Raw genomic sequence first — 23,436 nt, 5'->3', positions numbered from 1 at the left:
CCGTGGCATCGTGCGAGAGCGGATCAGGCAGCGGCCGGCTCCGAGGCGTGGCCGTGCAGACGGGCGATGACCTCGGTCAGCTGCCCGGCGACCTCGGCGTCGTCGGCCGGGTGCGTCTCGGCGAAGCGGGTCATCGAGCCGGGGATGGACAGCTTGACGTCCTGAAGCAACCTTGCCGCCGGCCACGCCCACGGACTTGCGGGTCTCGTCCTGCGCCCAGACACCGCCGTACTGGCCGAACGCGGTGCCGACCACGGCGACCGGCTTGCCGCCGAGGGCGCCGGCACCGAACGGGCGGGACAGCCAGTCGATGGCGTTCTTCAGGACGGCCGGGATGGTGCCGTTGTACTCGGGCGTGAACAGGATCAGGCCGTCGGCGGCGGAGGCGGCCTCACGCAGCCGCACGGCCGCGGCCGGAACGCTGCCCTCGACGTCGATGTCCTCGTTGTAGAAGGGGATCTCGGCCAGCCCCTCGAACAGTTCCACGTCGGCACCCTCGGGTGCGAGCTTGATGGTGGCCTCGGCGAGCTGGCGGTTGTGCGAACCGGCGCGAAGGCTGCCGACGAGGGCGAGGATACGAACAGACATGGTGACTCCCACGTGGTGAAGGACGGCTGCGAAACACTGCCGTAACGATCCGGACCGGGGTCCGTTTAATGTTCTAGCACTCTAACCGGACCGCGGTCCAGTTGTGTTCCCGATGCTTTACGCTGGCTTCATGCCTGCCGTGCCGCCCATCCCGACGCCCCAGGAGTCCGTCGACCACCCCGAGCTGCTCCAGCTCGGCACCGCCGTGGAGCCCGACGAGCCGTGCCTGCGTGCCGACGCCGCGCGCAACCGGGCCCGGCTGCTGGAGGCCGCCGCGCGGCTGGTGGCGGAGCGCGGCGCGGACGCCGTCACGATGGAGGCGGTGGCAGCCGAGGCCCGGGTGGGCAAGGGCACGGTCTTCCGCCGGTTCGGCGACCGCACCGGTCTGCTGACGGCGCTGCTCGACCACTCCGAGAAGAAGTTCCAGGCCGCGTTCCTCGCCGGGCCGCCCCCGCTCGGACCCGGAGCACCGCCCGTGGAGCGGCTGCGGGCGTTCGGCTGCGCGATGCTGCGCCGCTCGACCGACGAACTGAAGCTGCAGCTGGCGGCCGAGCCGGGCGCCAGCCGCCGCTTCACCGTCCCGGCCCGCCGGGTGCTGCGCCACCACGTGGCCATGCTGCTGCGGCAGGTCGTCCCGGAAGCGGACTGCGAACTGCTCTCCCACACCCTCATGGGCCAGCTCGACCCGGCCCTGATCCACCACCTGACCAGACAGTGCGGGATACCCCTGGCCCGCCTGGAGGGCGCCTGGGTCGATCTCGTGAACCGGGTGACGGGCACGGCCGCGGGCGGCTGAGCGCGCGTGCGGGGCTCCGTGACCGCTCACGGCTTTCTCACAACTCCCCCGCCTGAAAGGCGCATTGAGGCTTCTGCCAAGATGCCGTACGTCATGGTGCAGATACCGAAAACGCCCGCGCCCCCGTCCCCCGCACCGTCGCGCTCCGTGCCCACGAGCGCCGACGTGGCCCGCCTGGCCGGCGTCTCGCGCGCGACCGTCTCCTACGTCCTCAACAACACCAGCGCCGTACGGATCAGCGAGCCCACCCGCCGCCGGGTCCACGAGGCCGCCAGGGAACTCGGGTACGTCCCGCACGCGGCGGCCCGCAGTCTGCGCGCCGGGCACACCCGTATGGTCCTCATCCCCGCGCCGACCTTCCCCGTCGGCCCGCTCTACAGCCGGTTCCTCACCGACCTCCAGGGCGCGCTCGGCAGCCTGGACTACACGGTCGTGCAGTACGGCACCGGCGGCCCGCACGGCGACGAAGCCGCCCGCGCCTGGGCCGAGTTGCGGCCCGTGGCCGTGCTCGTGCCCGGTTCCGGGCTCGGCCCGCGCGGGGTGGCGGTGCTCAAGCGCTCGGGGGCGCGGGCCGTGGTCACCCTCGGCCCCGAGACCATCGAGGGCGCGCACGCCCTGCTCATGGACCACGACGTGGTCGGCCACAGCGCCGGCTCCCACCTCTACGACCGCGGCAGGCGCCGCATCGGCGTCGTCGTTCCGCGGGAACCCGGCCTGGAGGCGTTCTCCGCGCCCCGGCTCGACGGTGTGCGCCAGTCCCTGCGGGGCACCGACGCCACCGTGACCGAGCTGCCCCTCCCGTACGAGGAGGAGGCCGCCGCGCGCCTCGCCGCCCGCTGGCGGGGCCTCGGCCTGGACGCCGTGTTCACCTACAATGACGAGTACGCGATGTTGCTGATGCGGGCCCTGAAGGACGAGGGCATCCGCATCCCCGAGGAGGCGGCCGTGATCGGCGCCGACGATCTGATGCTCGGCCGGTTGCTGCGGCCACGGCTCAGCACGGTCCGCCTGGAACTGCCCTCCGGCCGTGAACTCGCCGAACTGGTCGACCGCGCCGTGCGCAAGCCCGGCACCGAGCCCGAGACGCACCAGGTGCTGGGTGCCACGGTGGTGCACCGCGAGTCGAGCTGACCACACTCCGTATTGCGCGGCCGGAGCAGAGGGCGGTCGGCCGACTCGCCGTCCTGCGACACGACTAGGATGTTGCACGCTCAACAAAATGGGGACGCGTACGAACGCGGGCCACCGGCACGCACGGATGCGGCCCGGTCGCCGCGTCCCGCCCTATGACCGCCGAACCGGCCGCGCACTCACGGGAATTGCGCCGACCCCGTCAGCCGGTGACCGATCGATCGGAGAGCCGTCATGCCGTTGCTCGACACCAGGACCTGGCAGCCCCAGACCCTGACAGGGCCCGGGTACACCGTCACCGAGCCAGCCACCGGCCAAGCCCTCGGCACCCTCGCCCTCGCCACTCCCGAGGACGTCGGCGCCGCCGCCGGGAGGGCCGCCGCCGCCCAACGCGAGTGGGCCCGCGCCCCGCACTTCGCCCGGGCCGCCGTGCTCCGCAGGGCCGGCGACCTGTTCACGGCCCACGCCGCCGAGCTGCGCGAATGGCTCGTCCGCGAATCCGGTTCCGTCCCCGGCAAGGCCGACTTCGAACTCCACGTCGCCGCCCAGGAGTGCTACGAGGCCGCCGCGCTCGCCTCCCGTCCGGCCGGCCAGGTCCTGCCCAGCGAGGCGCCGCGCCTGTCGTACACGCGCCGCGTCCCGGCCGGTGTGGTGGGCGTGATCTCCCCGTTCAACGCCCCGCTGATCCTGTCCATCCGCTCCGTCGCACCGGCCCTGGCCCTTGGCAACGCGGTCGTCCTCAAGCCGGATCCGCGCACCGCCGTCTGCGGAGGGCTGTCCCTCGCCGCGGTCTTCGCCGCCGCGGGCCTGCCGCAGGACCTGCTGCACGTGCTCCCCGGCGGCCCGGACGCCGGACAGGCCCTGGTCGCCGACCCGCGCGTGCCGGTCATCTCCTTCACCGGCTCCACCCCCGCCGGGCGGGCCGTGGGCGAGGCCGCCGGCCGCCACCTCAAGCGGGCCCACCTGGAACTCGGCGGCAACTCGGCCATGATCGTGCTGCCGGACGCCGACCTCGACGCGGTGATCTCCACCGCCGCCTGGGGCTCGTTCTTCCACCAGGGCCAGATCTGCATGACGACCGGACGCCACCTGGTGCACGCGTCCCTGTACGACGAGTACGTCGAGCGGCTCGCCGCCAAGGCCGACTCACTCGCCGTCGGCGACCCGTACCGCGAACAGGTCCACCTGGGCCCGATCATCGACTCCGGCCAACTCGCCAAGATCAGCGGCCTGGTCGAGTCCAGCAAGGCCGCGGGCGCCAAGCTCGCCGCGGGCGGCACCTACGACCGGCTCTTCTACCGGCCCACGGTCCTCGCTCACGTCGGCGACCACACCCCGGCGTACGCGGAGGAGGTCTTCGGCCCCGTCGCGCCCGTACGCTCCTTCACCACCGCCGACGAGGCGGCGGCCCTGGCCGCGCAGAGCCCCTACGGACTCTCCCTGGGCATCGTCACCCGCGATACGGCCCGCGGCCTGGACCTCGCCGAGCGCATACCGACCGGCATCGTCCACATCAACGACCAGACCGTCAACGACGAGGCCGTGGCGCCCTTCGGCGGAGTGGCCGCCTCCGGCACCGGCGCCCGCTTCGGCGGCGAGGCCAACCTGGAGGCCTTCACCGAACTGCGCTGGACGACGGTACGCGGAGACGTGGCACCGTATCCGTACTAGAACCCTGCTAGCCCGCCTGCTGGCCCTCCTGGGCCTGCTGCTCGGCGATCGCCTTGCGGACCTCGTCCATGTCGAGGTTCCGGGCCTGCCCGATGACGTCCGTCAGGGCGGCCTCGGGCAGGGCGCCCGGCTGGGCGAACACGGCGACCTGGTCACGGACGATCATCAGCGTGGGAATCGACTGGATACCGAAGGCCGCGGCCAGCTCCGGCTGCGCCTCGGTGTCCACCTTGCCGAACACGAGGTCCGGGTTCTCCTCGGCCGCCTTCTCGTAGACCGGTGCGAACTGCTTGCACGGCCCGCACCAGGACGCCCAGAAGTCGATCAGGACGAACTCGTTGTCCGTGACCGTCTGGTCGAAGTTCTCCTTGGTGAGCTCCACGGTGCTGCTCATGGCGTAAATCCCTCTTCCTGGTGTGGGTCAAGCCGTCGGCACAACACGGCCGACCTGGCACGTATTCCGCGCCCCTACCCGTGTGGCCAGGGCGCACACCACCCACCAGACTGACCCCATGACGGAATCGGAAACCAACGCGTACGACGTCGTGGTGCTCGGGGCCGGGCCCGTGGGGGAGAACGTCGCCGACCGCACCCGCGCGGCCGGTCTGACCACCGCGGTCGTGGAGAGCGAACTGGTCGGCGGCGAATGCTCGTACTGGGCGTGCATGCCCAGCAAGGCCCTGCTGCGGCCGGTCATCGCCCGTGCGGACGCCCGCCGTGTACCGGGCCTGAGCCAGTCGGTGCAGGGCCCCCTCGACGCCTCCGCGGTCCTCGCCCACCGGGACTACTACACCTCCGACTGGAAGGACGACGGTCAGGTCGGATGGCTCGACAGCATCGGCGCCGACCTGTACCGCGGCCACGGCCGCCTCACCGGCTCCCGCACGGTGACGGTCACCGGCCCGGACGGCGGTGAGCGCGTCCTGACCGCCCGGCACGCCGTCGCCGTCTGCACCGGCAGCCGCGCCGCCCTGCCCGGGCTGCCCGGACTGGACGACGTCCGGCCGTGGACCAGCCGGGAGGCCACCAGCTCCAAGGACGTGCCCGGCCGTTTGATCGTGGTCGGCGGCGGCGTCGTCGCCACCGAGATGGCCACCGTCTGGCAGGCGCTCGGCTCGAAGGTCACCATGCTGGTCCGCGGCAAGGGCCTGCTGGCCCGGATGGAGCCCTTCGCCGGAGAACTCGTCGCCGAGGCGCTCATCGAGGCCGGTGCGGACGTCCGCACCGGCACGTCGGTGGAATCGGTGGCCCGCGAGAACGGCAGCGTCGTCGCCGTCACGGACAACGGCGACCGCGTCGAGGCCGACGAGATCCTCTTCGCCACCGGCCGCGCACCGCGCACCGACGACCTCGGCCTGGAGACGATCGGCCTGGAGCCCGGCTCCTGGCTCGACGTCGACGACAGCCTCCGCGTCACGGGCCACGACTGGCTGTACGCGGTCGGCGACGTCAACCAGCGCGCCCTCCTCACCCACCAGGGCAAGTACCAGGCCCGCATCGCGGGCGCCGCCATCGCCGCGCGGGCCACCGGCGAGACCCTCCTCGCACAGCCGTGGGGCGCGCATACCGCGACCGCCGACCACGCCGCCGTCCCCCAGGTCGTCTTCACCGACCCGGAGGCGGCGGCCGTCGGCCTGTCACTCGCCGAGGCCGAGCAGGCAGGCCATCGGGTGAAGGCCGTCGACGTGGATCTGTCCACGGTCGCGGGCGCGGGCCTGTACGCCGACGGCTACAAGGGCCGAGCCCGCATGGTCGTCGACCTGGAGGACGAGATCCTGCGCGGTGTGACCCTCGTCGGCCCCGGCGTCGGCGAGCTCATCCACTCCGCCACCATCGCCGTCGCCGGCCAGGTCCCGGTCGGCCGCCTGTGGCACGCCGTCGCCTCGTACCCGACGATCAGCGAGGTGTGGCTGCGGCTGCTGGAGGCCTACCGGGACGCCTGACCTCCGGATCGTGCGGCCCGGGGTGGTCCCGCCAGGAGCGGGAGGGCCCCGGGCTTCCAATGACCGGTGGTGATCCAGCAAGGTCACGCGTGCGCGGGCACCACCAGCTCCCGGTAGTCGTCGCTCCACAGGTCCTCCTCCGCCTCCGGCAGCAGCAGCACCCGGTCCGGCCGCAGCGCGTCGACGGCGCCCTCGTCGTGCGTGACCATGACGATCGCGCCCGGGTACGTGCCCACCGCGGCCAGGACCTCGGCACGTGAGGCCGGGTCGAGGTTGTTGGTGGGCTCGTCGAGGAGCAGCACGTTGGCGCCCGAGTGCACCAGGCCCGCCAGGGCGAGCCGGGTCTTCTCGCCGCCGGAGAGGACGCCGACGCGCTTGCCGGCGTCGTCGCCGGAGAACAGGAACGCGCCCAGGACCTGGCGGACTTCGCCGTCGGCTAGGTGCGGGGCGGCACCCGCCAGGTGCTCACGCACCGTCAGTTCCGGGTCCAGCGTGTCGTGTTCCTGGGCGAAGTAGCCGAGGCGCAGCCCGTGCCCGTGGACCACCCGGCCGCCGTCCGGCGTGTCCTGCCCGGCGAGGATCCGCAACAGGGTCGTCTTTCCCGCCCCGTTGGGCCCGAGCACCACCAGGCGGCTGCCCCGGTCGACGGCGAGGTCGACGCCCCGCAGAACGTGCCGCTCGCCGTACGACCTGGTCAGGCTGACGGCGCCGAGCGGGATACGGCCACAGGGCGCCGGCTCGGGCAGCCGGATCCTGGCCGTCTTCTCGGCGCGCCGGGCCGGTTCGAGGTCCGCGAGCATCCGGTCGGCGCGGCGGGCCATGTTCCGCGCGGCCGTCGCGGTCGCCACCCGGGCCCGCATCTTGCCGGCCTGGGCGCGCAACGCCGCCGCCTTGCGCTCGGCGTTCGCCCGCTCGCGGGCCCGGCGCCGCTCGTCGGCGTCCCGCTGGGCCAGATACTCGTCCCAGCCGGTGTTGTGGACGTCGAGCGCGGCACGCCCCGGGTCCAGGTGGAAGACCCGGTTCACGGTGCCGGCCAGCAGGGACATGTCGTGGCTGATCATCACGAGCCCGCCCTGGTGGCTCGCGAGGAACCCGCGCAGCCAGGCGACCGAATCCGCGTCCAGATGGTTCGTCGGCTCGTCCAGCAGCAGCGTGCCGTGCCCGGCGAACAGGATTTGGGCCAGCTCCACGCGCCGTCGCTGACCACCCGACAGGGCGCGCAGCGGCCGGTCCATCAGCCCCGCGGGCAGCCCGACTCCGGCGGCGACCCGGGCGGCCTCCGCCTCGGTCGCGTATCCGCCGCGCGCCTGGAACTCGGCCTCGGCCCGCACGTAGGCGTTCATCGACCGCTCCGTCCCGTCGGCCATCGCGGCCTCGGCGCGGCGCAGCGCCCGTACGGCGTGGTCAAGGCCGCGCGCGGACAGGATCCGGTCGGTGACGGTGACCGACTGGTCGGCCGCGCGCGAGTCCTGCGGGAGATGGCCGACGTCACCGGTGCGGGCGACGGTCCCGGCCGCGGGCCGCAGGGTGCCCGCCAGGGTGTGCAACAGGGTTGTCTTCCCCGCGCCGTTGCGGCCGACCAGGCCGATGCGGTCGCCGGGGGAGACGTGGAAGGAGACGCCGGACAGCAGCAGACGCGCGCCCACGCGCACGTCGACATCACGAACGGTGATCATGAGAAAACGCTCCGAACAAGCAAGAGGACACACGGGTGGCGTGGAAGTGGGTCCTCGGCTAGGAAATTCGGGGCGTAGACATGGACGTCACGGTAACTGAGGCGCCCCGCCGAGCGCCTCCGAATTTCCGCACCCTGCCTCCGGCTCTCCGTGCGCTACGGCAGCTCGAAGCCGAGCGCCCGCGCGGCCTCCTCCGGCGTCGGCTGAGCCCAGCGCTCCGTCACCGCCCGGTTGGACGACAGCGAACGCGACTCGGCCCGGTCCAGATACAGGACGCCGTCGAGATGGTCCGTCTCGTGCTGCACGATCCGCGCGGGCCAGCCCGTGAACACCTCGTCCAGCGCGTGCCCGTGCTCGTCCTGCCCGGTCAGCCGCACCTCTGCGGGCCGCGCCACCACCGCCTGCCAGCCCGGCACGCTCAGACAGCCCTCGAAGAACGCGGCCCGCGCACCGCCGACGGGCTCGTAGGCGGGATTGACCAGCACCCGGAACGGCTGCGGCACCCGCCCGCGCGCCAGCCGCACTGCGTCCGGCACCGGCGCCGGGTCCTCGATCACAGCGATCCTCAGCGGCACACCGACCTGAGGTGCCGCAAGGCCCACCCCCGGCGCCGCGCGCATGGTGACCCGCAGGGCCTCGACGAACCGGGCCAGCAGCGCGGGCCCCAGCTGACCGTCGTACGGCTCGGTGCCGCGCCGCAGCACCGGATCGCCGGCCGCCACGATGGTCAACGGGCCACCGTCGGCGAGGAGTTCCTCGACCCGCTCGGCCAGCGGTGCGCGATCGCTCGGAGTTCCCATCGCGTCAGGATGACACGGCGCCCTGCCCGCTCGCGTGACACACGTCACACACCCACTTCGGGAACTGAACCCCCTTCCGGCCCGACTACTGCACCGCAACGGCCGACGACCGCACTGCGACGGCCAAGATGACGTCCCCCGGAGAAGCCCGCCGATGACCACCGCTCCCTCGATCACCACGGACGAGGCCCCGCAAGCTGCCACCCCGGCACCGTCGAGGAACAGCTGGGCCCCGCTGCGTCCGCTGATCCTCCGTCTGCACTTCTACGCCGGGGTGCTGGTGGCGCCGCTCCTCCTCGTCGCCGCCACCACCGGCCTGCTGTACGCCGCCTCGTTCCAGGCCGAGAAGATCGTGTACGACCACGAACTGACCGTCCCCGCAGGCGAGCGGAAGCTGCCGATCGGCGAGCAGGTGGCCGCCGCCCGCAAGGCCCACCCCGAGGGCACGGTCTCGGCCGTACGCCCCTCACCCGAGGCGGACGCGACGACCAGGGTGCTGCTGTCCGGTGTCCCGGGTGTCGACGAGGGACACACGCTCGCCGTCTTCGTCGACCCGTACACCGCGAAGGTGCGCGGCTCCCTCGAACAGTACGGCTCGACCGGCGCGCTGCCGCTGCGCACCTGGATCGACGAATTCCACCGGGGCCTGCACCTGGGCGAGCCGGGCCGGCTGTACAGCGAACTGGCGGCCAGCTGGCTGTGGGTGATCTCGGCCGGCGGACTGGTGCTGTGGTTCTCCCGCCGCCGCGCGCTGCGCAAGGTGCGGGGCACGAACGGGCGGCGCCGCACCCTCGGACTGCACGGCAGCGTCGGCGTGTGGGCGGCGGCCGGGTTCTTCTTCCTCTCGGCGACCGGTCTGACCTGGTCGGCCTACGCCGGGGCCAACATCGACGAGCTGCGGACCTCGCTGGGCCATGCCACCCCGTCGGTGTCGGCGGCGGGCGGTGAACACGCCGGCCACGGCTCCGTCGCCGGACAGGCCGGAGACGCCGCGCACGGGGTGGGCCTGGACAAGGTCCTGGCCGCGGCCCGGTCCGAGGGCCTGGGCGACCCGGTGGAGATCGTGCCGCCGGCGGACGCGAAGTCGGCGTACGTCGTCAAGCAGGTGCAGCGCAGCTGGCCCGAGAAGCAGGACTCCGTCGCGATCGACCCGGCCAGTGGCGAGGTCATGGACGTGGTGCGGTTCGCCGACTACCCGGTGCTCGCGAAGCTCACCCGGTGGGGCATCGACCTGCACACCGGCATCCTGTTCGGCCTGGCCAACCAGATCGCCCTGATGCTGCTCGCGCTCTGCCTGATCCTGCTGATCGTGTGGGGCTACCGCATGTGGTGGCAGCGCGGCCGCACCACCGCCTTCGGCCGCCCGATCCCACGCGGCGCCTGGCAGCAGGTGCCGCCACAGATCCTCGTGCCGCTGCTGGCGGGGGTCGCCGTGCTCGGCTACTTCCTGCCCCTGTTCGGCATCCCGCTGGCGGCCTTCCTGGCCGTCGACATCCTGCTGGGTGAGATCGCCTACCGGCGGGGGCGGCGGACGTACGGAGCCGGGACGCCGGTGCGGTAGCGGACCCGTCGGCGCGGTAGCGGACCCACCGATGGGGCAGGGGAGACCCGCCGACGCACGGATGCCCGGCTCCGCACGGAGCCGGGCACCTTCGGGTACGTGACGGTCAGCGCTGCTCGAAGTCGCCCGCGAGCGCCGAGGCGATCCGCAGATGCGGCTCCGCCTCCTCGTGCCGGTTCTGCCGCTGGAGCGTGCGGCCGAGCATCAGCCGGGCGTAGTGCTCGACCGGGTCCCGCTCGACGATCGTCCGCAACTCGGCCTCGGCACGTCGCAGTTGGGCCGAGTGGTAGTAGGAGCGCGCCAGCAGCAGCCGCGGCCCGGTCTGCTCGGGGACCTCCTCGACCAGCCCGCCCAGGACGCGCGCGGCGGCGGCGTAGTCCTTGGCGTCGAAGAACAGCTGCGCGCGCTCCCAGCGCTCCGCCGGTGCCCCGTGGGCGTAGTACGCCGTGTCGTAGGTCGTGTTCACTCGTGCCTCCTTCGAGGCCGACAACCGAACGGGTTGGTTCAATATTCCACTACTGAAACGGGTGGCTACTCGGTCAGCGCGGTCAGCCCGGCCAGCTCGGCATTGGCCCGCCCGGTGATCAGGCTCAGCACCCGGCCGGCGACGGCCAGGTCCTCCTCCGGGATCCCGGCGTAGATCCGGGCGGAGAAGGGAGCCGTCTCGCCGGCCGTCCTGGCGTACAGCTCCCGCCCGGTGTCCGTGATCCGCACGTGTGGCCCCTCGGCCGGGGCCAGCAGCCGCGCGGCGATCAGCTCGTCGATCACGCCGCCCACTTCCGCCGGGTCGTTCTTCAGCGCGCCGACGACGCCGTCGACGAGCTGTTCCCGCTCGACCGGGCCGTCGGCGACGACGGCGAGCCGGAGGGTGACGGACTGCTGGAAGGTGACGCCGTGCCGGGCCAGTACGTTCTCCAGGACCGCGCGGCCGGCGTAGTGGGCCAGGGCGATGACGCGGGGATCGAGCAGGGGTGTGCCGGTGGTCATGACTGCTCCGTCTCGTTCTCGCTGATGGGATCAAGAGGTGCGTCGAGCAGGGCCGTCAGATCGCGCGTGAACTCGCGGGTGCGCGCGGCGTCGAGGCCTCCGAGCGGCTCCAGGAGCTGTTGAAGGAGTTTGTGTACGACCTTGATCGCCCGCCCGGTGACCTCGAGCCCCTGCTCGGTGAGCGCGAGCTGCACCGCGCGCGGGTCGTGTGGGTCCCGGGTGCGCTCCAGGAGACCGGCGGCCTCCAGTGCACGCGCGAGCTTGGACACGTAGAGCGGCTCGAGTCCGGTGTGGTCGGCGAGGCGACGCTGACTGGGCCGCTCGCCGGAGCGCTGCATGCCGTGCAGGGACGCCACCAACGAGTACTGCGCGTGGGTGAGCCCCAGCGGCGCCACCGCCCGGTCGACGGCCACCCGCCACTTCATCGACAGCCGCCACACCAGGAAACCGGGGGTCGCGCCTTCGGAACCTTTGCTCATGGCAGATACAGTACATGGCTATTATATCCATGGCTACTATATTTCCATGGCACCCGCTATTGGGAACGGCGCCCGAGGCACGGCCCGAATGACGCGCTGACGCAGGCCCCTCCGCCGGACTAGGTTGTGCGCCATGAGCAATCTTGAGCGCGAGGCGGCTCCCTCCCTGTGCGGTGGCCGCGGCTTCGTCGTGGCCGAGCCGGTTCGCGAACTCCTCAGTCCTCGCCCCGTCAAGCTGGGCGAGTCCAGCGAGGTCCGCAGGCTGCTGCCCAACCTCGGCCGCCGTATGGTCGGAGCCTGGTGCTTCGTCGACCACTACGGCCCCGACGACATCGCCGACGAACCCGGCATGCAGGTGCCGCCGCATCCCCACATGGGCCTGCAGACGGTGAGCTGGCTGCACGAGGGGGAGGTGCTGCACCGCGACTCCACCGGCAGCCTCCAGACGATCCGGCCGCGCGAGCTGGGTCTGATGACCTCCGGCCGGGCGATCAGCCACTCCGAGGAGAGCCCTCGCTCGCACGCCCGTTTCCTGCACGGCGCACAACTGTGGGTCGCGCTCCCGGACGGCCACCGCCACACCGACCCGCGCTTCGAACACCACGCCGACCTGCCGGTCGTCACGGCACCCGGCATCAAGGCGACACTGATCCTCGGCGACCTCGACGGCGCGACCTCGCCCGGCACGGCGTACACCCCGATCGTCGGCGCCGACCTGGCCCTCACTCGAGGCGCGGACGTACGCCTCCCCTTGGAACCGGACTTCGAGTACGCCGTCCTGTCCATGTCCGGCGAGGCCCACGTGGACGGCGTCCCGCTCCTGCCCGGCTCGATGCTCTACCTCGGCTGCGGCCGCAGCGAACTGCCGCTGCGGGCGGAATCGGACGCGGGCCTGATGCTCCTGGGAGGCGAGCCGTTCGAGGAGGAACTGATCATGTTCTGGAACTGGATCGGACGGTCGCAGGAGGAGATCGAACAGGCGCGTCGGGACTGGATGGAAGGGTCGAGATTCGGGGAGGTGAAGGGGTACGACGGGGATCCGTTGCCGGCCCCCGAGCTGCCGCCGACGCCTCTCAAGCCGCGAGGACGGGTTCGCTGACCTACGCAAAATGGCTGAGTGATGGTGACGGGTCGGCGACTTGCCGCCGTGTGTCGTCTTCCGCACTTCCAGTGCGAGCGGTAGGGCGGCTGGGCGTGTTGCAGGCCCGATGGGCGGTGCTGGGGCAGTCCACGGTCTGGCTATCCGTGAGCAGCTGTGGCGGGACAGCACCCGATCGGCCAGCGGCAGGCACCACGGCCGCCCGTCGCCAGGACCGTTGTGCCCCGCTCCCGCACCACCCGCAACAGACTTTCGAACTGCCGCATCCGCAGGCCCGCAGGGCAAGTCAGGTCGTGCAGTGGCTATGCCGCGCATCGCGTGGTGTCTGCCGTGGTGCGGGATCCGCTCCTCCGCGGCCGCCAGCTCCGTGCGAGTCCCTTGGGTTGCCCCGCAGCCGCGGAGGAGCCGCCCACCCTCGAAGCGGCCCCAGCACGGCGGAAACTTTCGGATATGGCCCCTAGGGTCGACAGCAGACATCCGATGACTCGACGCTTTGAGGCATGGATCGCAGACTTTTCCTCGCCCTGTCCACCACAGCCGGAGCGAGCGCTGCGGCTCTCATGCCGTCCAGCGGCGCGTATGCCGCTGGAGGAGCCGACGCCGACCGGAAGCCGTCACAGGACGCCGCGGCAGCCGGCCCGCGCCCGGGTGAGTACGTGCTCTGGTATCCCCGGCCGGCCTCCGAGTGGCTGGAGGCACTGCCCGTCGGCAACGGGCGGCTCGGCGCCATGGTCTTCGGAGGTACGGACGCCGAATTACTCCAGCTCAACGAGGACACGGTGTGGGCAGGCGGTCCCTATGAGCCGGCGAACCCCAAGGCTCTGGCCGCCCTTCCCGAGATCCGCCGGCGCGTCTTCGCCGGAGAGTGGAGCGCCGCCCAGTCCCTCATCGATTCGGACTTTCTCGGCATTCCCAAGGGTGAGTTGATGTACCAGCCGGTCGGCAACCTGCGGCTGGCCTTCACCGCCGAGGGCGAGGCAGAGGACTATCGGCGAACGCTCGACCTTGACTCGGCGGTCACCTCCGTCCGGTACCGGCGGAACGGGGTGACGTATCGCCGCGAGACCTTCGCCAGCCATCCGGACCAGGTGATCGTCGTTCGGCTGACGGCCGATGTCCCGGGGGCCCTCTCCTTCACGGCCGCCTTCGACAGCCCCCAGACCGTAACCGGGGTGTGACCGAGATACGCGCCAAAGGGGCAACGGGATGATCTTGAAGCCCTGAGCGCTCGTCGCCCGTCACCCATTCGGCCCAGCGTCGTTGGTGGTGATGTTGCGCGTCGTCTGGGGCCTGGGGTGGGTTGTGACATCGATTGAACGGACCGCGTATCCACGGTTCAAGCGGCTGATCACCGCGCATTAGCTGCATCTGTTCTTCTCCCCGAGCCGCGATGAGTTGGAGTGGGCGTCTGATGCCACGGACTGCGATGAGCATCTGCTGGCGCTGCTGCTGATGCTGAAGTCGTACCGGCGCATGGGGTGTTTCCCGGCGCTGGAGGACGTCCCGGAGATGGTGGTGGACTTCGTCCGGCGTGCGGTGGAGCTGCCGGAGGGCACGCTGCCGGTGTACCGGGCGGAGCGGACCGCCAAGCATCACCGGGGCCTGGTCCGCAAGCAGGCCGGCGTGACGTTCGACCAGGCCAAGGCCCGGGGGATCGTCGAGCAGTCGATCCGTAAGGAGGCCGCGGCGAAGAATCGCCCGGCGGATCTGATCAACATCGCGCTGGAGAAGGTAGTGGAGGCCGGGCTGGAGCTGCCGGGCTTCTCGACCTTCGACAAGCTGGCGTCGAAGATCCGCACCGAGGTGAACGCCTCGATCTGCGAGGGTATCCACGATCGCATGAGCGCTGCTCAGCGGGCGGGGCTCATGCGGCTGCTGGAGGAGCGCGACAGCGACGGGACGACGCTGTTCAACCGGCTGAAGAAACCCGCCAAGGGCCCGACCTGGTCGCACTTCAAGAACCTGACCAAGCGTCTGGAATGGCTGGACGAGCTGGGCGACACCGACGTGTGGATGGACGGAGTCGCCGCAGGGAAGATCACCGACTTCGCCGGAGAAGCAGACGCGGCGGACGCCTCGGAGCTGCGGGACTTCGCCCCCGTCAAGCGCATCGCGCTGGTCGCGGCCCTGACGCACAAGGCGCGTATGCGGGTGCGGGACGACCTGGCGACGATGTTCTGCAAGCGCGTGGCGACGAAGATCAAGAAGGCCAAGGCGGAGCTGGAGGAGATCCGGCTCGCCGAGCGGGAGATCGTCGAGGCCCTGATCGGGAACTACCGGACGGTGCTCAAGCACATCGACGAGGGCAGCCCGGCCCAGGAGGCGCTCACGAGGGCCGCGACCATGACCGCCGAGGTCCGCCAAGCCCTGGAGGGCCTGGACGAGGAGGCGTCGGTGGACGAGGTCGCGACGCGGCTGGAGGGCAGGGTCTCCCCGGCGGTCCTCTCCCTGGTGAAGGCCCAGGTGGTGCAGGCCGGCGGGTTCGGCGCGGTCACCCGCGCGGTGGAGGGCTTCGGAGGGTTTGCGAAGCAGTACGAGCAGATCGAGAAGGTCTCCGCCCATCACGGCAACTTCTGGGAAGTGCTGCTGTACGGGCAGATCGGCCGGGACCGGGCGGTGATGTTCGACCTGGCCGACAACGACAAGCTGAAGTTCACCGCGACGAGCGAGGACAGCCGGGTGCTGGATGCCCTCGCGCACGCCCAGCGGCACCAGGCGGCCCGCGGCGAGTACATCACCGCCTTCAACGAGGAGGGCAAGGAGGTCGACATCTCCTTCGCCACCCAGAATTGGCGCAAGGCCGTCCTCGACAAGACCCGGACCGGGCAGTTCGTGCGCAAGCACTTCGAGGCGATGGTCTTCACCGCGCTCGCCGAGGAACTGCGCACCGGCGACGTCGCGGTGGTCGGCTCGGAGGAGTACGCCGACTGGTCCGAGCAGCTGCTGGCCTGGGAGGTCGTCCAGGAGACGCTGGGGTCCTACCTGGTGGAGGTCGGCCTCGCCGAGGCGGGCGAGAGCGCCGAGTTCGACGCGAAGTTCTTCCGCCAGCAGCTGGAGGACAAGCTGCGATCCGCCGCCGCGGCGGCGGACGCCGGGTACCCGGAGAACGAGGGCCTGGTGATCGATCCGGAGACGGGCGTCCCGTCACTGAAGGCGTTCCGGGCTGACGGCCAGCGGCCCTCGGCGAAGCGGCTGGAGCAGGAGATCAAGGCGAGGATGCCGGAGCGTTCCCTGATGGGGATCGTGGCCCGGACCGCGTACTGGGTGGAGTGGTGGCGCCGTTTCGGCCCGCCGTCCGGCAACGAGCCCAAGCTCACCGACCCCTTGGGCCGCTACGTGATCGTGACGTTCGTCAAGGGCACCAACATGGGCCCGTACGAGGCCGCCCGGCACATCCCCGGCGTGAGCGGACACGAGCTGTCGTACGTCGCCAACAAGCACTTCTCGATCGTGCTGCTGAACGAGGCGGTCGCCGACCTGGTGAACGCGCACGCCCGCCTGGACATCTCGCAGGCGTGGGGTGACGGGACCGCGGTTGCGGCGGACGGCACCCACATGGACACCTATCTCGACAACCTGCTCTCCGAGACGAGCGTGCGGTACGGCAAGCAGGGCGGCATCGCCTACCACCACGTCTCGGACACCTACATCGCGCTGTTCACGCACTTCATCCCGTGTGGCGTGTGGGAGGCCGTCTACATCATCGAGGGCTTGCTGAAGAACACCTCCGAGGTGCAGCCGACCACGGTGCACGCGGATACGCAGGGCCAGAGCTTCCCTGTCTTTGCGCTCGCCCACCTCCTGGGCTTCGACCTGATGCCCAGGATCAGGAACTGGAAGGAACTGACCTTCTACCGGCCCTCCAAGCAGAGCGAGTACGTACACATCGACGCCCTGTTCGGAGAGCCGGGCAAGAACACAATCGACTTCGACCTGATCGAGTCCCAGTTCCGCCACCTGATGCGGGTGGCCGTCTCCGTACGTGAGGGCACCATCTCCTCCTCCACGCTGCTTAAGCGGCTGCGGTCGGGGTCGCGGAAGAACGCCACCTACGCGGCCTTCCGTGAGGTCGGCCGCCTGATCCGCACCGTCCAGCTTCTGCGCTACCTCTCGGACGCGCCGTTGCGGCGGCGGGTGACAGCGGCGACCAACAAGGTCGAGTCGTTCAACCGGTTTTCCCAGTGGATCGGCTTCGGCAACCGCGGCGTCATCGCCGACAACGACCCCATCGAGCAGGAGAAGGCAATGAAGTTCAACGCCCTGCTCACGAACGCGGTGATCTTCCACAACGCCCTGGACATCGCGGAGATCGTCCGCCAACTGCTGGAGGAGGGATGGGAGATCGACCCGGAAGACCTGGCGCACATCTCGCCGTACCTGACCGAACACATCAACCGGTTCGGCGAGTACAGCACCCACGAAGTCGGCATCCAGCCGGAAGCGTACGACCCAAAGCCTGACGTCGACTTCACCCCGCTCCGTGAGCAGGGTCTGATCGCCGCCGGCCTCGGTCAGGCTGCTTGACCCAACGTTCTCGCCTATGCGGCCGCCCTTTCGGATCGGGATGCGGGTCGGCTACGTGGTGGGCCGCAGAAAGCCGACGACGGCCTCCTTTTCCATGTCGATACCCTGCTCGATCTGAGGCGGGACAGGTTCGAACGCATCCACCTGGATGGAGCGCGAGCCGGGGCCACGGGTCCAGGTGGCGATGGCCAGGCCGTCGGCGATGACAGTGGGGCGGATGAGGCCGCCTCCTGGCCAGACGCGGGCCTGGTGGAGAGCGGAGACGGACGCCTCGCGGGTGCGGTAGCCGATCAGGTAGTTGTCGTAGGCGGGAAGCATGCGAACGTCCGGGGTGTCAGACGAGCGTGGGAGTTCTTTCACCCGCCCGGCGAGCATGGTCAATGCGCCGTACTCGGTGATCACGCCGGATTCCGCCAGCATTTTCCAGGCCCTGCGGGCCCAGGTGATCGGCAGTCCGGACCAGGCGGCGAAGTCCTCCAAGGTGGCGGGGGCGTGCGCGGCCAGGTACCGGCGGGCCAGCTCGGCGAGAGCATCGTCGCCCTCCCACCGGAAGCGCCCGGTGGAGGGCAGCCAGTCGTCGAGCAGCACATACGTGGCCTCACCGGCGCGCTGCGGACCATGGCAGAGGATGCCGGTGAGTGCCGCGTGGCGGATCAGGTAGAACGGCGCCTGCCCGTCCGGCGGAATACCGAGGGTGGTAAGGCGCTCGGTCAGCTCGGCCCGGGTGAGTGGGCCGTGCGCGGCAAGAGCACGCCGGATGAGATGGTCGGCGCGCTGGCGCAGATCATCGCCCAGGCCCAGCTGCTGGTAGCGGCGGCTGGTTGCGGCAAGGATGCGCGGGGACAGCAACTGCAACACCCAGCGGGCGTCGTCGCTGGGGATGGTGTGCAGGGTGCCGCGCATGTACCAGTTGCGGACGATACTCCGCTCTTTCTCGTATGCCGTGCGGATGGCCTGGGCGGTGATGTCCCGGCCGCGTACCCGGATGCCCAGGTCGGCGGCCGTGGCGTCCTGGGCCTGGATGGCGAAGACCCGTCGGACGACCGTCACGGCAGAGGCCTCGCATGCTCCGCCGGCCAGGGCCTGAGCGTGGGCCCGCAGCCTGCGGATGCTCTCGTGGTCAGGCATCGGGCTGTGCCTCTCGGCCGGCGCGGTCAGGAGACGGCCTTGTCGAGGACGCGGGCGAGTTCGGCGGGCGCGGACAGCATCGGCCAGTGCCCGGTGGGCAGGTCGAAGCGCCGCCACGGCGGCTGGTTCAGGAAGGCCAGCGTCGGCACCCCGGCATCCAGCAGCCCCGTGAAGTCACGGCAGGCGATCAGGACACGGTCCACACCGGGACCGGGCTCGGCCGGGCCGGCGAGACGCTGGGTGAAAGTGCCGAACGGCTGAGGGGTGGCACGCGTGCGCAGAGCGTTCCGCTGGCCCGCATCGAGCCCGTCGAGGCTGCTGGACAAGCCCAGGACCTCAAAGGGCGGCATCGGTAGCCGCCACCCGTCGCCGGAAGCGTCGACCTGCTGGCGCAGCTGGTCCGCTGCCTGCGGTGGCATGAGGTCAAGCATGCACATGCCTGCGGCGAACGGGGCGCTGTCCACGTAGATCACGCGCTCCAGGCGGTCGCCGAGACGTCCGGCTGCCCCGGTCACCGGTGCAGCCGCGTAGCTGTGGGCGACCAGCGTGACGTCGCGCAGATCGTTCCGCTCGACGAATCCCGTGATGTCCGCGATGTGCGTGTCCAGGTCCGTCTGGGGTCCGCCCTGGTCTGCGTGCTCGGCCAGGCCCGTCAGCGTCAGCGGCAGCGCCGTGTGGCCTCGCTCCCGCAGCACGCGGGCGGTGTCTTCCCAGGGCCACGCCCCGAGCCAGGCGCCGGGAACGAGTACGAAGGTAGCCATGTGATCTCCCAGAAGTAGGTACTGCGGGGAGCGTAAAGTCGATACAGGACAGAATCCGCCCTGAAATGCCGAGTGATCCATGTCGCATCCCCTCACCCGTGTGCTGACCCTGCTGGAACTCCTCCAGTCCAACGCCCGGCTCACCGGGACGGAGCTGGCCGACCGCCTGGACACCGACGTCCGCACCGTGCGCCGCTACACGGCCCACCTACGCGACTTGGGCATCCCTGTGGAGGCCGAACGCGGCCGCTACGGCGGCTATCGACTGGCCCGCGGCTACCGCATGCCACCTCTGGTCCTCACCAATGACGAGGCCCTCGCCGTCGTCCTTGGCCTGCTCGCGGCAGAACGTCTGGGCATGGGCACCGCCGCGCCGGCCAGTGCCGGTGCCTTGGCCAAGATCGAGCGGGTGCTCCCGCACGCCCTGCGCGAACCGCTCGCCGCCATGTGGGAGACCCTGTCCTTCACCGCCAACGCCGTAATCGGGCAGGCACCCGGAACCGGCGTCCTGCTGGCACTGGCCCAGGCCTCCCGCGCCCGCACGACCGTCGCCATCAGCCACCAGTCCTGGCGCCAGGAACACACCGAACGCGACATCGACCCCTACGGCGTGGTCTTCCACACCGGCCGCTGGTACGTCGTCGGCCACGACCACCTCCGCGACAGCTTGCGCACCTTCCGCATCGACCGCATCACCTCCGTCACCCCCCGAGCCGACAGCTTCACCCCACCCGACGGCTTCGACCCCGTCGCCCACCTGACCTCGACCCTCGCTCAGGGGCCCTACCGCTGGCAGGTCGAGGTGACGATCCATGGCCCCCTCGATGAGATCGCTCGCCGGCTGCCTCGCTCAGCGGTGACCCTCACCGCCCAGCCCACCGGCGTTCTCATGCACGCACGGGCAGAACGGCTGGACGGCATGGCCCACATGCTCGCCTCCCTGGAGTGGCCTTTCACCATCAACCATCCCGACGAACTGCGGCAGGCGCTCAAGAATCTGGCCGCCCAGCTCACCGCAGCCGCCCAGCGGAAACCGGAAGAACTACCGCAGTAAATACCGGATTTACTGCGGCGGAGCCTCTATCGTGATCATCACGACCTGCGGCGGACCATTCCGGCCGCCGGGGCGAGGTGCACGCATTTACTGCGGCAGTGTCGGAGGGGGGGCGAGCATGGCGATCGAACCGGTGACCGAACTCGGGAGCGGGGGCGCGCTCAGGTTGCCGCGAGCCCGGGTCGTGCCCCTGTCCGCCCCGCCCGCGTCGTACACCGCGGCGGTCGAGCGCTACCTCACCGGCGCGGGCATCGCGAAGTCCTCCGCCCGGATCTACCGGATCTCGCTGACGACGTGGGGATGGATGCTCACCGGAGAACCCGCGCCGACCGGGCCCGCCCGACGAGGCGCGAAACCGCCCGTCTTCCCCATCACCTCGATCGACGACCCGGCGCTGCCGGAAGTCTTGGCCGAGCTGGCCGCCGCGCGGGCGGACGAGATGGACGCCGACACCGTCAACCGTGAACTGTCCATCGCCCGCAAAGCGATCGGCTGGTGGCAGCGCCAAGGCTGGATCGAAGGCGATCCCACGATCGGCATCGAGCGGCGGCCGGCACCGCTCGACCGCACCAAGGCTCTCGCGGAGAACCAGATCGCCGCCCTGTGGCGCCTCGACGTCGCGCTGCGGGAGAAGACGCAGTGGAAGATGCTCTACGAGTCCGCCGCACGGGCCGACGAGGTGCTGTGCCTCAATGTGGAAGACCTGTACCCGCAGGACAAGCGTGGGAAGATCACCGCCAAGGGCGGAGCGACCGAGTGGATTCACTGGCAGTCCGGCACCGCCCAGCTCCTGCCCCGGCTCATCGCCCGCCGCACCCGCGGCCCGCTGTTCCTCACCGACCGCAAGGCCCCGGCCGGAACGCCGACGCTGGACGTGTGCCCGGAGACCGGTCGGGGCCGGCTCTCCTACCGCCGAGCTGAAGAAATCTTCGAGGAGAACACCCGGCTGCTGGCCAACCCGCTCGCCTCACCCGAGGACATTGAGGACTTGGACGGCTGGACCCTGCACCGGCTCCGGCACAGCGCTCTGACACACGACGCCGAGGACGGCACCTCGACCCCGATGCTGCTGGCCCGCTCCCGCCACGCCTCCGTCCGCTCCCTGGAGAGATACGCCCGCCCCGGCGTCGACTCGGTCGCCCGGCACGTCGCCGAACGCGACCCCGCTGCACGCCGCCGCACGTAAATCGGCCCTGTTCTCGTATAGCTACCGCCAGGTGGCGTGTAGCGCTGTGTGACTGGCGTGGTCCTCGTTTCCCTGCACTGGCCACCTCGTTGAGCTGAACGAGTGACGGCGAAGGGGCGGGGTGGGATGCGGCAGGACTGGGAGCCGGAAGACCTGATTGAGGTCTGGACGCTGCTCGAAGACGACATGAAGAAGGTGCGGAACAAGTCGGGGGCGACCCGGTTGGGCTTCGCGCTGTTGCTCAAGTTTTTCGAGGTGGAGGCCCGGTTCCCGGAGTCTGCCAAGGAGATGCCTGCGGCGGCGGTGGAGTACGTGGCCCAGCAGGTGAAGGTTCCCGCCGGGGCGTGGGCGGACTCAGGGGAGCGGCGTCGTGATCGCGTGCGTCCATATGGGAGGTGATCCGCTCGGCGTCGTGGATCATCAGCGCCGCCAGTTGCGAGCCCGCCCACAGGGCGAACGTCAGGGCTACCTCCCGCGCATCCTCCAGCTCGCGGCCGGAGCGGAGGTAGAGCAGAGCGAGGAGCCGCCGCCCACCACGGTAACTACTGGGAGGTGCTGCTGTACGGGCACCTGCTCAAAGACCGCTCCACGATGTACGACCTGGCCAGCCGCCTGGAACTGACGGCCGCCTCCGAGGACAACCGGGTCCTGGACGCGCTCGCGCACGCACGCCGGTACAAGACCTCCCGCGACTACATCCGGAACGGGATCGGCAGGCATCGTGCACTCCCGAGAGGTATGGCGAGTCGGATCCTTCTGTGCACAGAGGGCGTGGACCCAACGGTGCCTCGGAACGCTCTGGCGGCGACGACCAAGAAGTTCGAGGGCGAGGCGCGGACGGCGTGACCATGATCGGTATCGCCCCTGGCCTCGTTCCCGCTCCTTGAAGGTGTTCCGCTGCCGGGCGGCGGCTGTGAGCGGACCGGACGGTAGGTAAACACGCCTCAACCCGTCGTCCAGCGATGGAGCTTCTCGGGGTTGCGTACGACCCAGATGTGCTTGATCCGGTCGTCCGCGACCTCGAACGCGTACACCGACACGATGACGCCGTCCTGCTGGGCCACCAGACCGGGCTGACCGTTGACCGTCCGTTCCAGGAACGTCATGGTGTCGGGCTTGCGGCGGGCGATCTCTCGCCAGACGTGCGCGATCTGCTCGGCGCCTTCGATGGGGTGCGGGAAGGTGATGGCAAGGCCACCGCCGTCGGCGATCGCCGTGGCATCGGGGTCGAGCAGGCCGATCAGGGCGTCGATGTCCTTGGCCTCCCAGGCTTGCTTGAAGTCCCTGACGACGGCGGCGCGTTGGGCTGCCGAAGTCGTGGGAGACTGCGCGGCCCGGATGCGGCGGCGGGCCGAGGAGGCCAACTGGCGGCATGCCGCCGGGGTACGGCCGACGATCTCGGCCACTTCGGTAAACGAGTGGCAGAAGACGTCGTGCAGGATGAAAGCGACGCGTTCGGCCGGGGTCATCGATTCGAGCACGACCAGGAAGGCCAGATTGACCGACTCGTCCAGGGTGACCCGGTCGGCCGGATCGGCCGCCGCACCGTCCGCCCGCCCACTGATCCACTCCGAATTCTCGGGCAGTGGCTCTGGGATCCATTCGCCCACGTAGGTCTCTCGCCTGGCCCGTGCCGAGCCGAGCAGGTTGAGGCAGATGCGACCGGCGACTGTCGTCAGCCAGGCGCCGGGGTTCTCGATGGCGTCCTGCTGCTGCCGTGACATGGCGTACCAGCGGGTGTAGGTCTCCTGGACGGCGTCCTCGGCCTCGGTCAGGGAGCCCAGAAGCCGGTACGCGCGATTGATCAGTTGGCGCCGCTCGCTCATGAGCGCGTCCAGGCCCGGATCGGGTCGGCCGTGTCCTGGCTCGGATCTGGTGCTCATGGTGCCGAAGGCTCCCTTCGTCGTATCTGCCCTTACCGGTTCGACAACACAGCCCCGGGGGGGGGGGGGGGGGGGCCCGCCCCCCCCCCCCCCGCGGGGGGGGGGGGGGCCCCCGGCGGCGCCCCCCCCACCCCCCGCGCCCCGCCGGGCGCCAACACACCGCCGCCCG

The 23,436-nt window shown here is 70.8% G+C and carries 21 protein-coding genes and 1 pseudogene; 12 read left to right on the top strand and 10 right to left on the bottom strand.

The window, feature by feature from the left end:
* Positions 1 to 23: 23 nt before the first annotated feature.
* Positions 24 to 588, bottom strand: a pseudogene (locus tag ACIBNA_RS13350) (NADPH-dependent FMN reductase).
* Positions 589 to 718: 130 nt separating this feature from the next.
* Here ACIBNA_RS13350 and ACIBNA_RS13345 point away from each other — a divergent pair.
* The 3 genes from ACIBNA_RS13345 to ACIBNA_RS13335 all read left to right on the top strand — a co-directional run bounded on the left by ACIBNA_RS13345 (position 719) and on the right by ACIBNA_RS13335 (position 4,186).
* Positions 719 to 1,384 (top strand): TetR/AcrR family transcriptional regulator, encoded by a 666-nt coding sequence (locus ACIBNA_RS13345; RefSeq protein WP_399165334.1) that lies wholly within the window; start codon positions 719 to 721, stop codon positions 1,382 to 1,384.
* An 81-nt stretch (positions 1,385 to 1,465) separates the two neighbouring features.
* Positions 1,466 to 2,515, top strand: a complete 1,050-nt coding sequence (locus ACIBNA_RS13340) for a LacI family DNA-binding transcriptional regulator (protein ID WP_399165333.1) — start codon at positions 1,466 to 1,468, stop codon at positions 2,513 to 2,515.
* 234 nt (positions 2,516 to 2,749) lie between these two features.
* Positions 2,750 to 4,186, top strand: coding sequence for a benzaldehyde dehydrogenase (locus tag ACIBNA_RS13335; RefSeq protein ID WP_399165332.1), 1,437 nt, complete (start codon positions 2,750 to 2,752; stop codon positions 4,184 to 4,186).
* A 7-nt stretch (positions 4,187 to 4,193) separates the two neighbouring features.
* On the opposite strand, the gene trxA is transcribed toward ACIBNA_RS13335, so the two are convergent.
* Positions 4,194 to 4,580: a thioredoxin gene (gene trxA, locus ACIBNA_RS13330; RefSeq protein WP_010043745.1), complete on the bottom strand. Its 387-nt coding sequence runs from the start codon at positions 4,578 to 4,580 to the stop codon at positions 4,194 to 4,196.
* A 118-nt stretch (positions 4,581 to 4,698) separates the two neighbouring features.
* On the opposite strand from trxA, the gene ACIBNA_RS13325 reads away from it, so the two are divergent.
* Positions 4,699 to 6,129, top strand: a complete 1,431-nt coding sequence (locus ACIBNA_RS13325; protein WP_399165331.1) for a dihydrolipoyl dehydrogenase family protein — start codon at positions 4,699 to 4,701, stop codon at positions 6,127 to 6,129.
* 83 nt (positions 6,130 to 6,212) lie between these two features.
* On the opposite strand, the gene ACIBNA_RS13320 is transcribed toward ACIBNA_RS13325, so the two are convergent.
* Both ACIBNA_RS13320 and ACIBNA_RS13315 read right to left on the bottom strand, forming a co-directional pair.
* Complete coding sequence (locus ACIBNA_RS13320; RefSeq protein ID WP_399165330.1) at positions 6,213 to 7,805, bottom strand: ABC-F family ATP-binding cassette domain-containing protein; 1,593 nt, start codon at positions 7,803 to 7,805, stop codon at positions 6,213 to 6,215.
* A 155-nt stretch (positions 7,806 to 7,960) separates the two neighbouring features.
* Positions 7,961 to 8,605 carry a peptide deformylase gene (locus ACIBNA_RS13315; protein ID WP_399165329.1) on the bottom strand — a complete coding sequence of 215 codons (645 nt, stop codon included), beginning with the start codon at positions 8,603 to 8,605 and terminating at the stop codon, positions 7,961 to 7,963.
* A gap of 154 nt (positions 8,606 to 8,759) precedes the next feature.
* On the opposite strand from ACIBNA_RS13315, the gene ACIBNA_RS13310 reads away from it, so the two are divergent.
* On the top strand, positions 8,760 to 10,166 hold the full coding sequence (locus tag ACIBNA_RS13310; RefSeq protein ID WP_399165328.1) for a PepSY-associated TM helix domain-containing protein: 1,407 nt from the start codon (positions 8,760 to 8,762) through the stop codon (positions 10,164 to 10,166).
* 106 nt (positions 10,167 to 10,272) lie between these two features.
* Here the strand turns inward: ACIBNA_RS13310 and ACIBNA_RS13305 are convergent, their stop codons facing one another.
* The 3 genes from ACIBNA_RS13305 to ACIBNA_RS13295 form a co-directional block, all read right to left on the bottom strand.
* Entirely contained in the window at positions 10,273 to 10,632 is a 360-nt protein-coding gene (locus ACIBNA_RS13305) for a tetratricopeptide repeat protein (RefSeq protein ID WP_399165327.1), read from the bottom strand.
* Positions 10,633 to 10,697: 65 nt separating this feature from the next.
* Positions 10,698 to 11,153, bottom strand: coding sequence for a MarR family transcriptional regulator (locus ACIBNA_RS13300; RefSeq protein ID WP_399165326.1), 456 nt, complete (start codon positions 11,151 to 11,153; stop codon positions 10,698 to 10,700).
* Complete coding sequence (locus tag ACIBNA_RS13295) at positions 11,150 to 11,632, bottom strand: MarR family winged helix-turn-helix transcriptional regulator (protein ID WP_399165325.1); 483 nt, start codon at positions 11,630 to 11,632, stop codon at positions 11,150 to 11,152. Before ACIBNA_RS13295 ends, ACIBNA_RS13300 begins: the two co-directional genes overlap by 4 nt.
* Positions 11,633 to 11,765: 133 nt before the next feature.
* Here ACIBNA_RS13295 and ACIBNA_RS13290 point away from each other — a divergent pair, with 133 nt between their 5' ends.
* The 3 genes from ACIBNA_RS13290 (at position 11,766) to ACIBNA_RS13280 (ending at position 17,255) form a co-directional block, all read left to right on the top strand.
* Positions 11,766 to 12,731 carry a pirin family protein gene (locus ACIBNA_RS13290; RefSeq protein ID WP_399165324.1) on the top strand — a complete coding sequence of 322 codons (966 nt, stop codon included), beginning with the start codon at positions 11,766 to 11,768 and terminating at the stop codon, positions 12,729 to 12,731.
* A gap of 500 nt (positions 12,732 to 13,231) precedes the next feature.
* Positions 13,232 to 13,909 (top strand): glycoside hydrolase N-terminal domain-containing protein, encoded by a 678-nt coding sequence (locus ACIBNA_RS13285; RefSeq protein ID WP_399165323.1) that lies wholly within the window; start codon positions 13,232 to 13,234, stop codon positions 13,907 to 13,909.
* 217 nt (positions 13,910 to 14,126) lie between these two features.
* A complete protein-coding gene (locus ACIBNA_RS13280; RefSeq protein WP_399165322.1) occupies positions 14,127 to 17,255 on the top strand; it encodes a Tn3 family transposase in 3,129 nt (1,042 codons plus the stop codon).
* Between the two features lie 51 nt (positions 17,256 to 17,306).
* Here ACIBNA_RS13280 and ACIBNA_RS13275 read toward each other — a convergent pair whose 3' ends face one another.
* Together ACIBNA_RS13275 and ACIBNA_RS13270 are read right to left on the bottom strand one after the other, a co-directional pair.
* Positions 17,307 to 18,383, bottom strand: coding sequence for a winged helix DNA-binding domain-containing protein (locus tag ACIBNA_RS13275; RefSeq protein ID WP_399165321.1), 1,077 nt, complete (start codon positions 18,381 to 18,383; stop codon positions 17,307 to 17,309).
* Positions 18,384 to 18,409: 26 nt separating this feature from the next.
* Complete coding sequence (locus ACIBNA_RS13270; protein ID WP_399165320.1) at positions 18,410 to 19,144, bottom strand: alpha/beta fold hydrolase; 735 nt, start codon at positions 19,142 to 19,144, stop codon at positions 18,410 to 18,412.
* Between the two features lie 79 nt (positions 19,145 to 19,223).
* Here ACIBNA_RS13270 and ACIBNA_RS13265 point away from each other — a divergent pair, with 79 nt between their 5' ends.
* From ACIBNA_RS13265 to ACIBNA_RS13250, 4 genes are all read left to right on the top strand, one after another.
* Positions 19,224 to 20,198, top strand: coding sequence for a helix-turn-helix transcriptional regulator (locus ACIBNA_RS13265; RefSeq protein ID WP_399165319.1), 975 nt, complete (start codon positions 19,224 to 19,226; stop codon positions 20,196 to 20,198).
* A 118-nt stretch (positions 20,199 to 20,316) separates the two neighbouring features.
* Positions 20,317 to 21,384: a tyrosine-type recombinase/integrase gene (locus tag ACIBNA_RS13260; protein WP_399165318.1), complete on the top strand. Its 1,068-nt coding sequence runs from the start codon at positions 20,317 to 20,319 to the stop codon at positions 21,382 to 21,384.
* Between the two features lie 126 nt (positions 21,385 to 21,510).
* On the top strand, positions 21,511 to 21,783 hold the full coding sequence (locus ACIBNA_RS13255; protein ID WP_399165317.1) for a DUF4158 domain-containing protein: 273 nt from the start codon (positions 21,511 to 21,513) through the stop codon (positions 21,781 to 21,783).
* 153 nt (positions 21,784 to 21,936) lie between these two features.
* The gene (locus ACIBNA_RS13250) at positions 21,937 to 22,230 is read left to right on the top strand and encodes a hypothetical protein (RefSeq protein WP_399165316.1); all 294 of its coding nucleotides are present in this window, start codon (positions 21,937 to 21,939) and stop codon (positions 22,228 to 22,230) included.
* Positions 22,231 to 22,328: 98 nt separating this feature from the next.
* On the opposite strand, the gene sigJ is transcribed toward ACIBNA_RS13250, so the two are convergent.
* Complete coding sequence (sigJ, locus tag ACIBNA_RS13245; RefSeq protein ID WP_399165315.1) at positions 22,329 to 23,267, bottom strand: RNA polymerase sigma factor SigJ; 939 nt, start codon at positions 23,265 to 23,267, stop codon at positions 22,329 to 22,331.
* Positions 23,268 to 23,436: the final 169 nt, after the last annotated feature.

Origin of the sequence: Streptomyces sp. NPDC050164, from assembly GCF_044459945.1 — a bacterium.
In the GTDB taxonomy this organism is placed as follows: Bacteria; Actinomycetota; Actinomycetes; order Streptomycetales; family Streptomycetaceae; genus Streptomyces; species Streptomyces coeruleorubidus_A.
Note: the sequence above shows the minus strand (reverse complement) of the source record. Positions and strands in the feature narration are given on the sequence as shown.

Bases quoted from the DNA above. Each gene is read 5' to 3' on its own strand.
- ACIBNA_RS13345 (WP_399165334.1), top strand. From the start codon at position 719: ATGCCTGCCGTGCCGCCCATCCCGACGCCCCAGGAGTCCGTCGACCAC.
- ACIBNA_RS13340 (WP_399165333.1), top strand. From the start codon at position 1,466: ATGCCGTACGTCATGGTGCAGATACCGAAAACGCCCGCGCCCCCGTCC.
- ACIBNA_RS13335 (WP_399165332.1), top strand. From the start codon at position 2,750: ATGCCGTTGCTCGACACCAGGACCTGGCAGCCCCAGACCCTGACAGGG.
- trxA (WP_010043745.1), bottom strand. From the start codon at position 4,580: ATGAGCAGCACCGTGGAGCTCACCAAGGAGAACTTCGACCAGACGGTC.
- ACIBNA_RS13325 (WP_399165331.1), top strand. From the start codon at position 4,699: ATGACGGAATCGGAAACCAACGCGTACGACGTCGTGGTGCTCGGGGCC.
- ACIBNA_RS13320 (WP_399165330.1), bottom strand. From the start codon at position 7,805: ATGATCACCGTTCGTGATGTCGACGTGCGCGTGGGCGCGCGTCTGCTG.
- ACIBNA_RS13315 (WP_399165329.1), bottom strand. From the start codon at position 8,605: ATGGGAACTCCGAGCGATCGCGCACCGCTGGCCGAGCGGGTCGAGGAA.
- ACIBNA_RS13310 (WP_399165328.1), top strand. From the start codon at position 8,760: ATGACCACCGCTCCCTCGATCACCACGGACGAGGCCCCGCAAGCTGCC.
- ACIBNA_RS13300 (WP_399165326.1), bottom strand. From the start codon at position 11,153: ATGACCACCGGCACACCCCTGCTCGATCCCCGCGTCATCGCCCTGGCC.
- ACIBNA_RS13295 (WP_399165325.1), bottom strand. From the start codon at position 11,632: ATGAGCAAAGGTTCCGAAGGCGCGACCCCCGGTTTCCTGGTGTGGCGG.
- ACIBNA_RS13290 (WP_399165324.1), top strand. From the start codon at position 11,766: ATGAGCAATCTTGAGCGCGAGGCGGCTCCCTCCCTGTGCGGTGGCCGC.
- ACIBNA_RS13285 (WP_399165323.1), top strand. From the start codon at position 13,232: ATGGATCGCAGACTTTTCCTCGCCCTGTCCACCACAGCCGGAGCGAGC.
- ACIBNA_RS13275 (WP_399165321.1), bottom strand. From the start codon at position 18,383: ATGCCTGACCACGAGAGCATCCGCAGGCTGCGGGCCCACGCTCAGGCC.
- ACIBNA_RS13270 (WP_399165320.1), bottom strand. From the start codon at position 19,144: ATGGCTACCTTCGTACTCGTTCCCGGCGCCTGGCTCGGGGCGTGGCCC.
- ACIBNA_RS13265 (WP_399165319.1), top strand. From the start codon at position 19,224: ATGTCGCATCCCCTCACCCGTGTGCTGACCCTGCTGGAACTCCTCCAG.
- ACIBNA_RS13260 (WP_399165318.1), top strand. From the start codon at position 20,317: ATGGCGATCGAACCGGTGACCGAACTCGGGAGCGGGGGCGCGCTCAGG.
- ACIBNA_RS13255 (WP_399165317.1), top strand. From the start codon at position 21,511: ATGCGGCAGGACTGGGAGCCGGAAGACCTGATTGAGGTCTGGACGCTG.
- sigJ (WP_399165315.1), bottom strand. From the start codon at position 23,267: ATGAGCACCAGATCCGAGCCAGGACACGGCCGACCCGATCCGGGCCTG.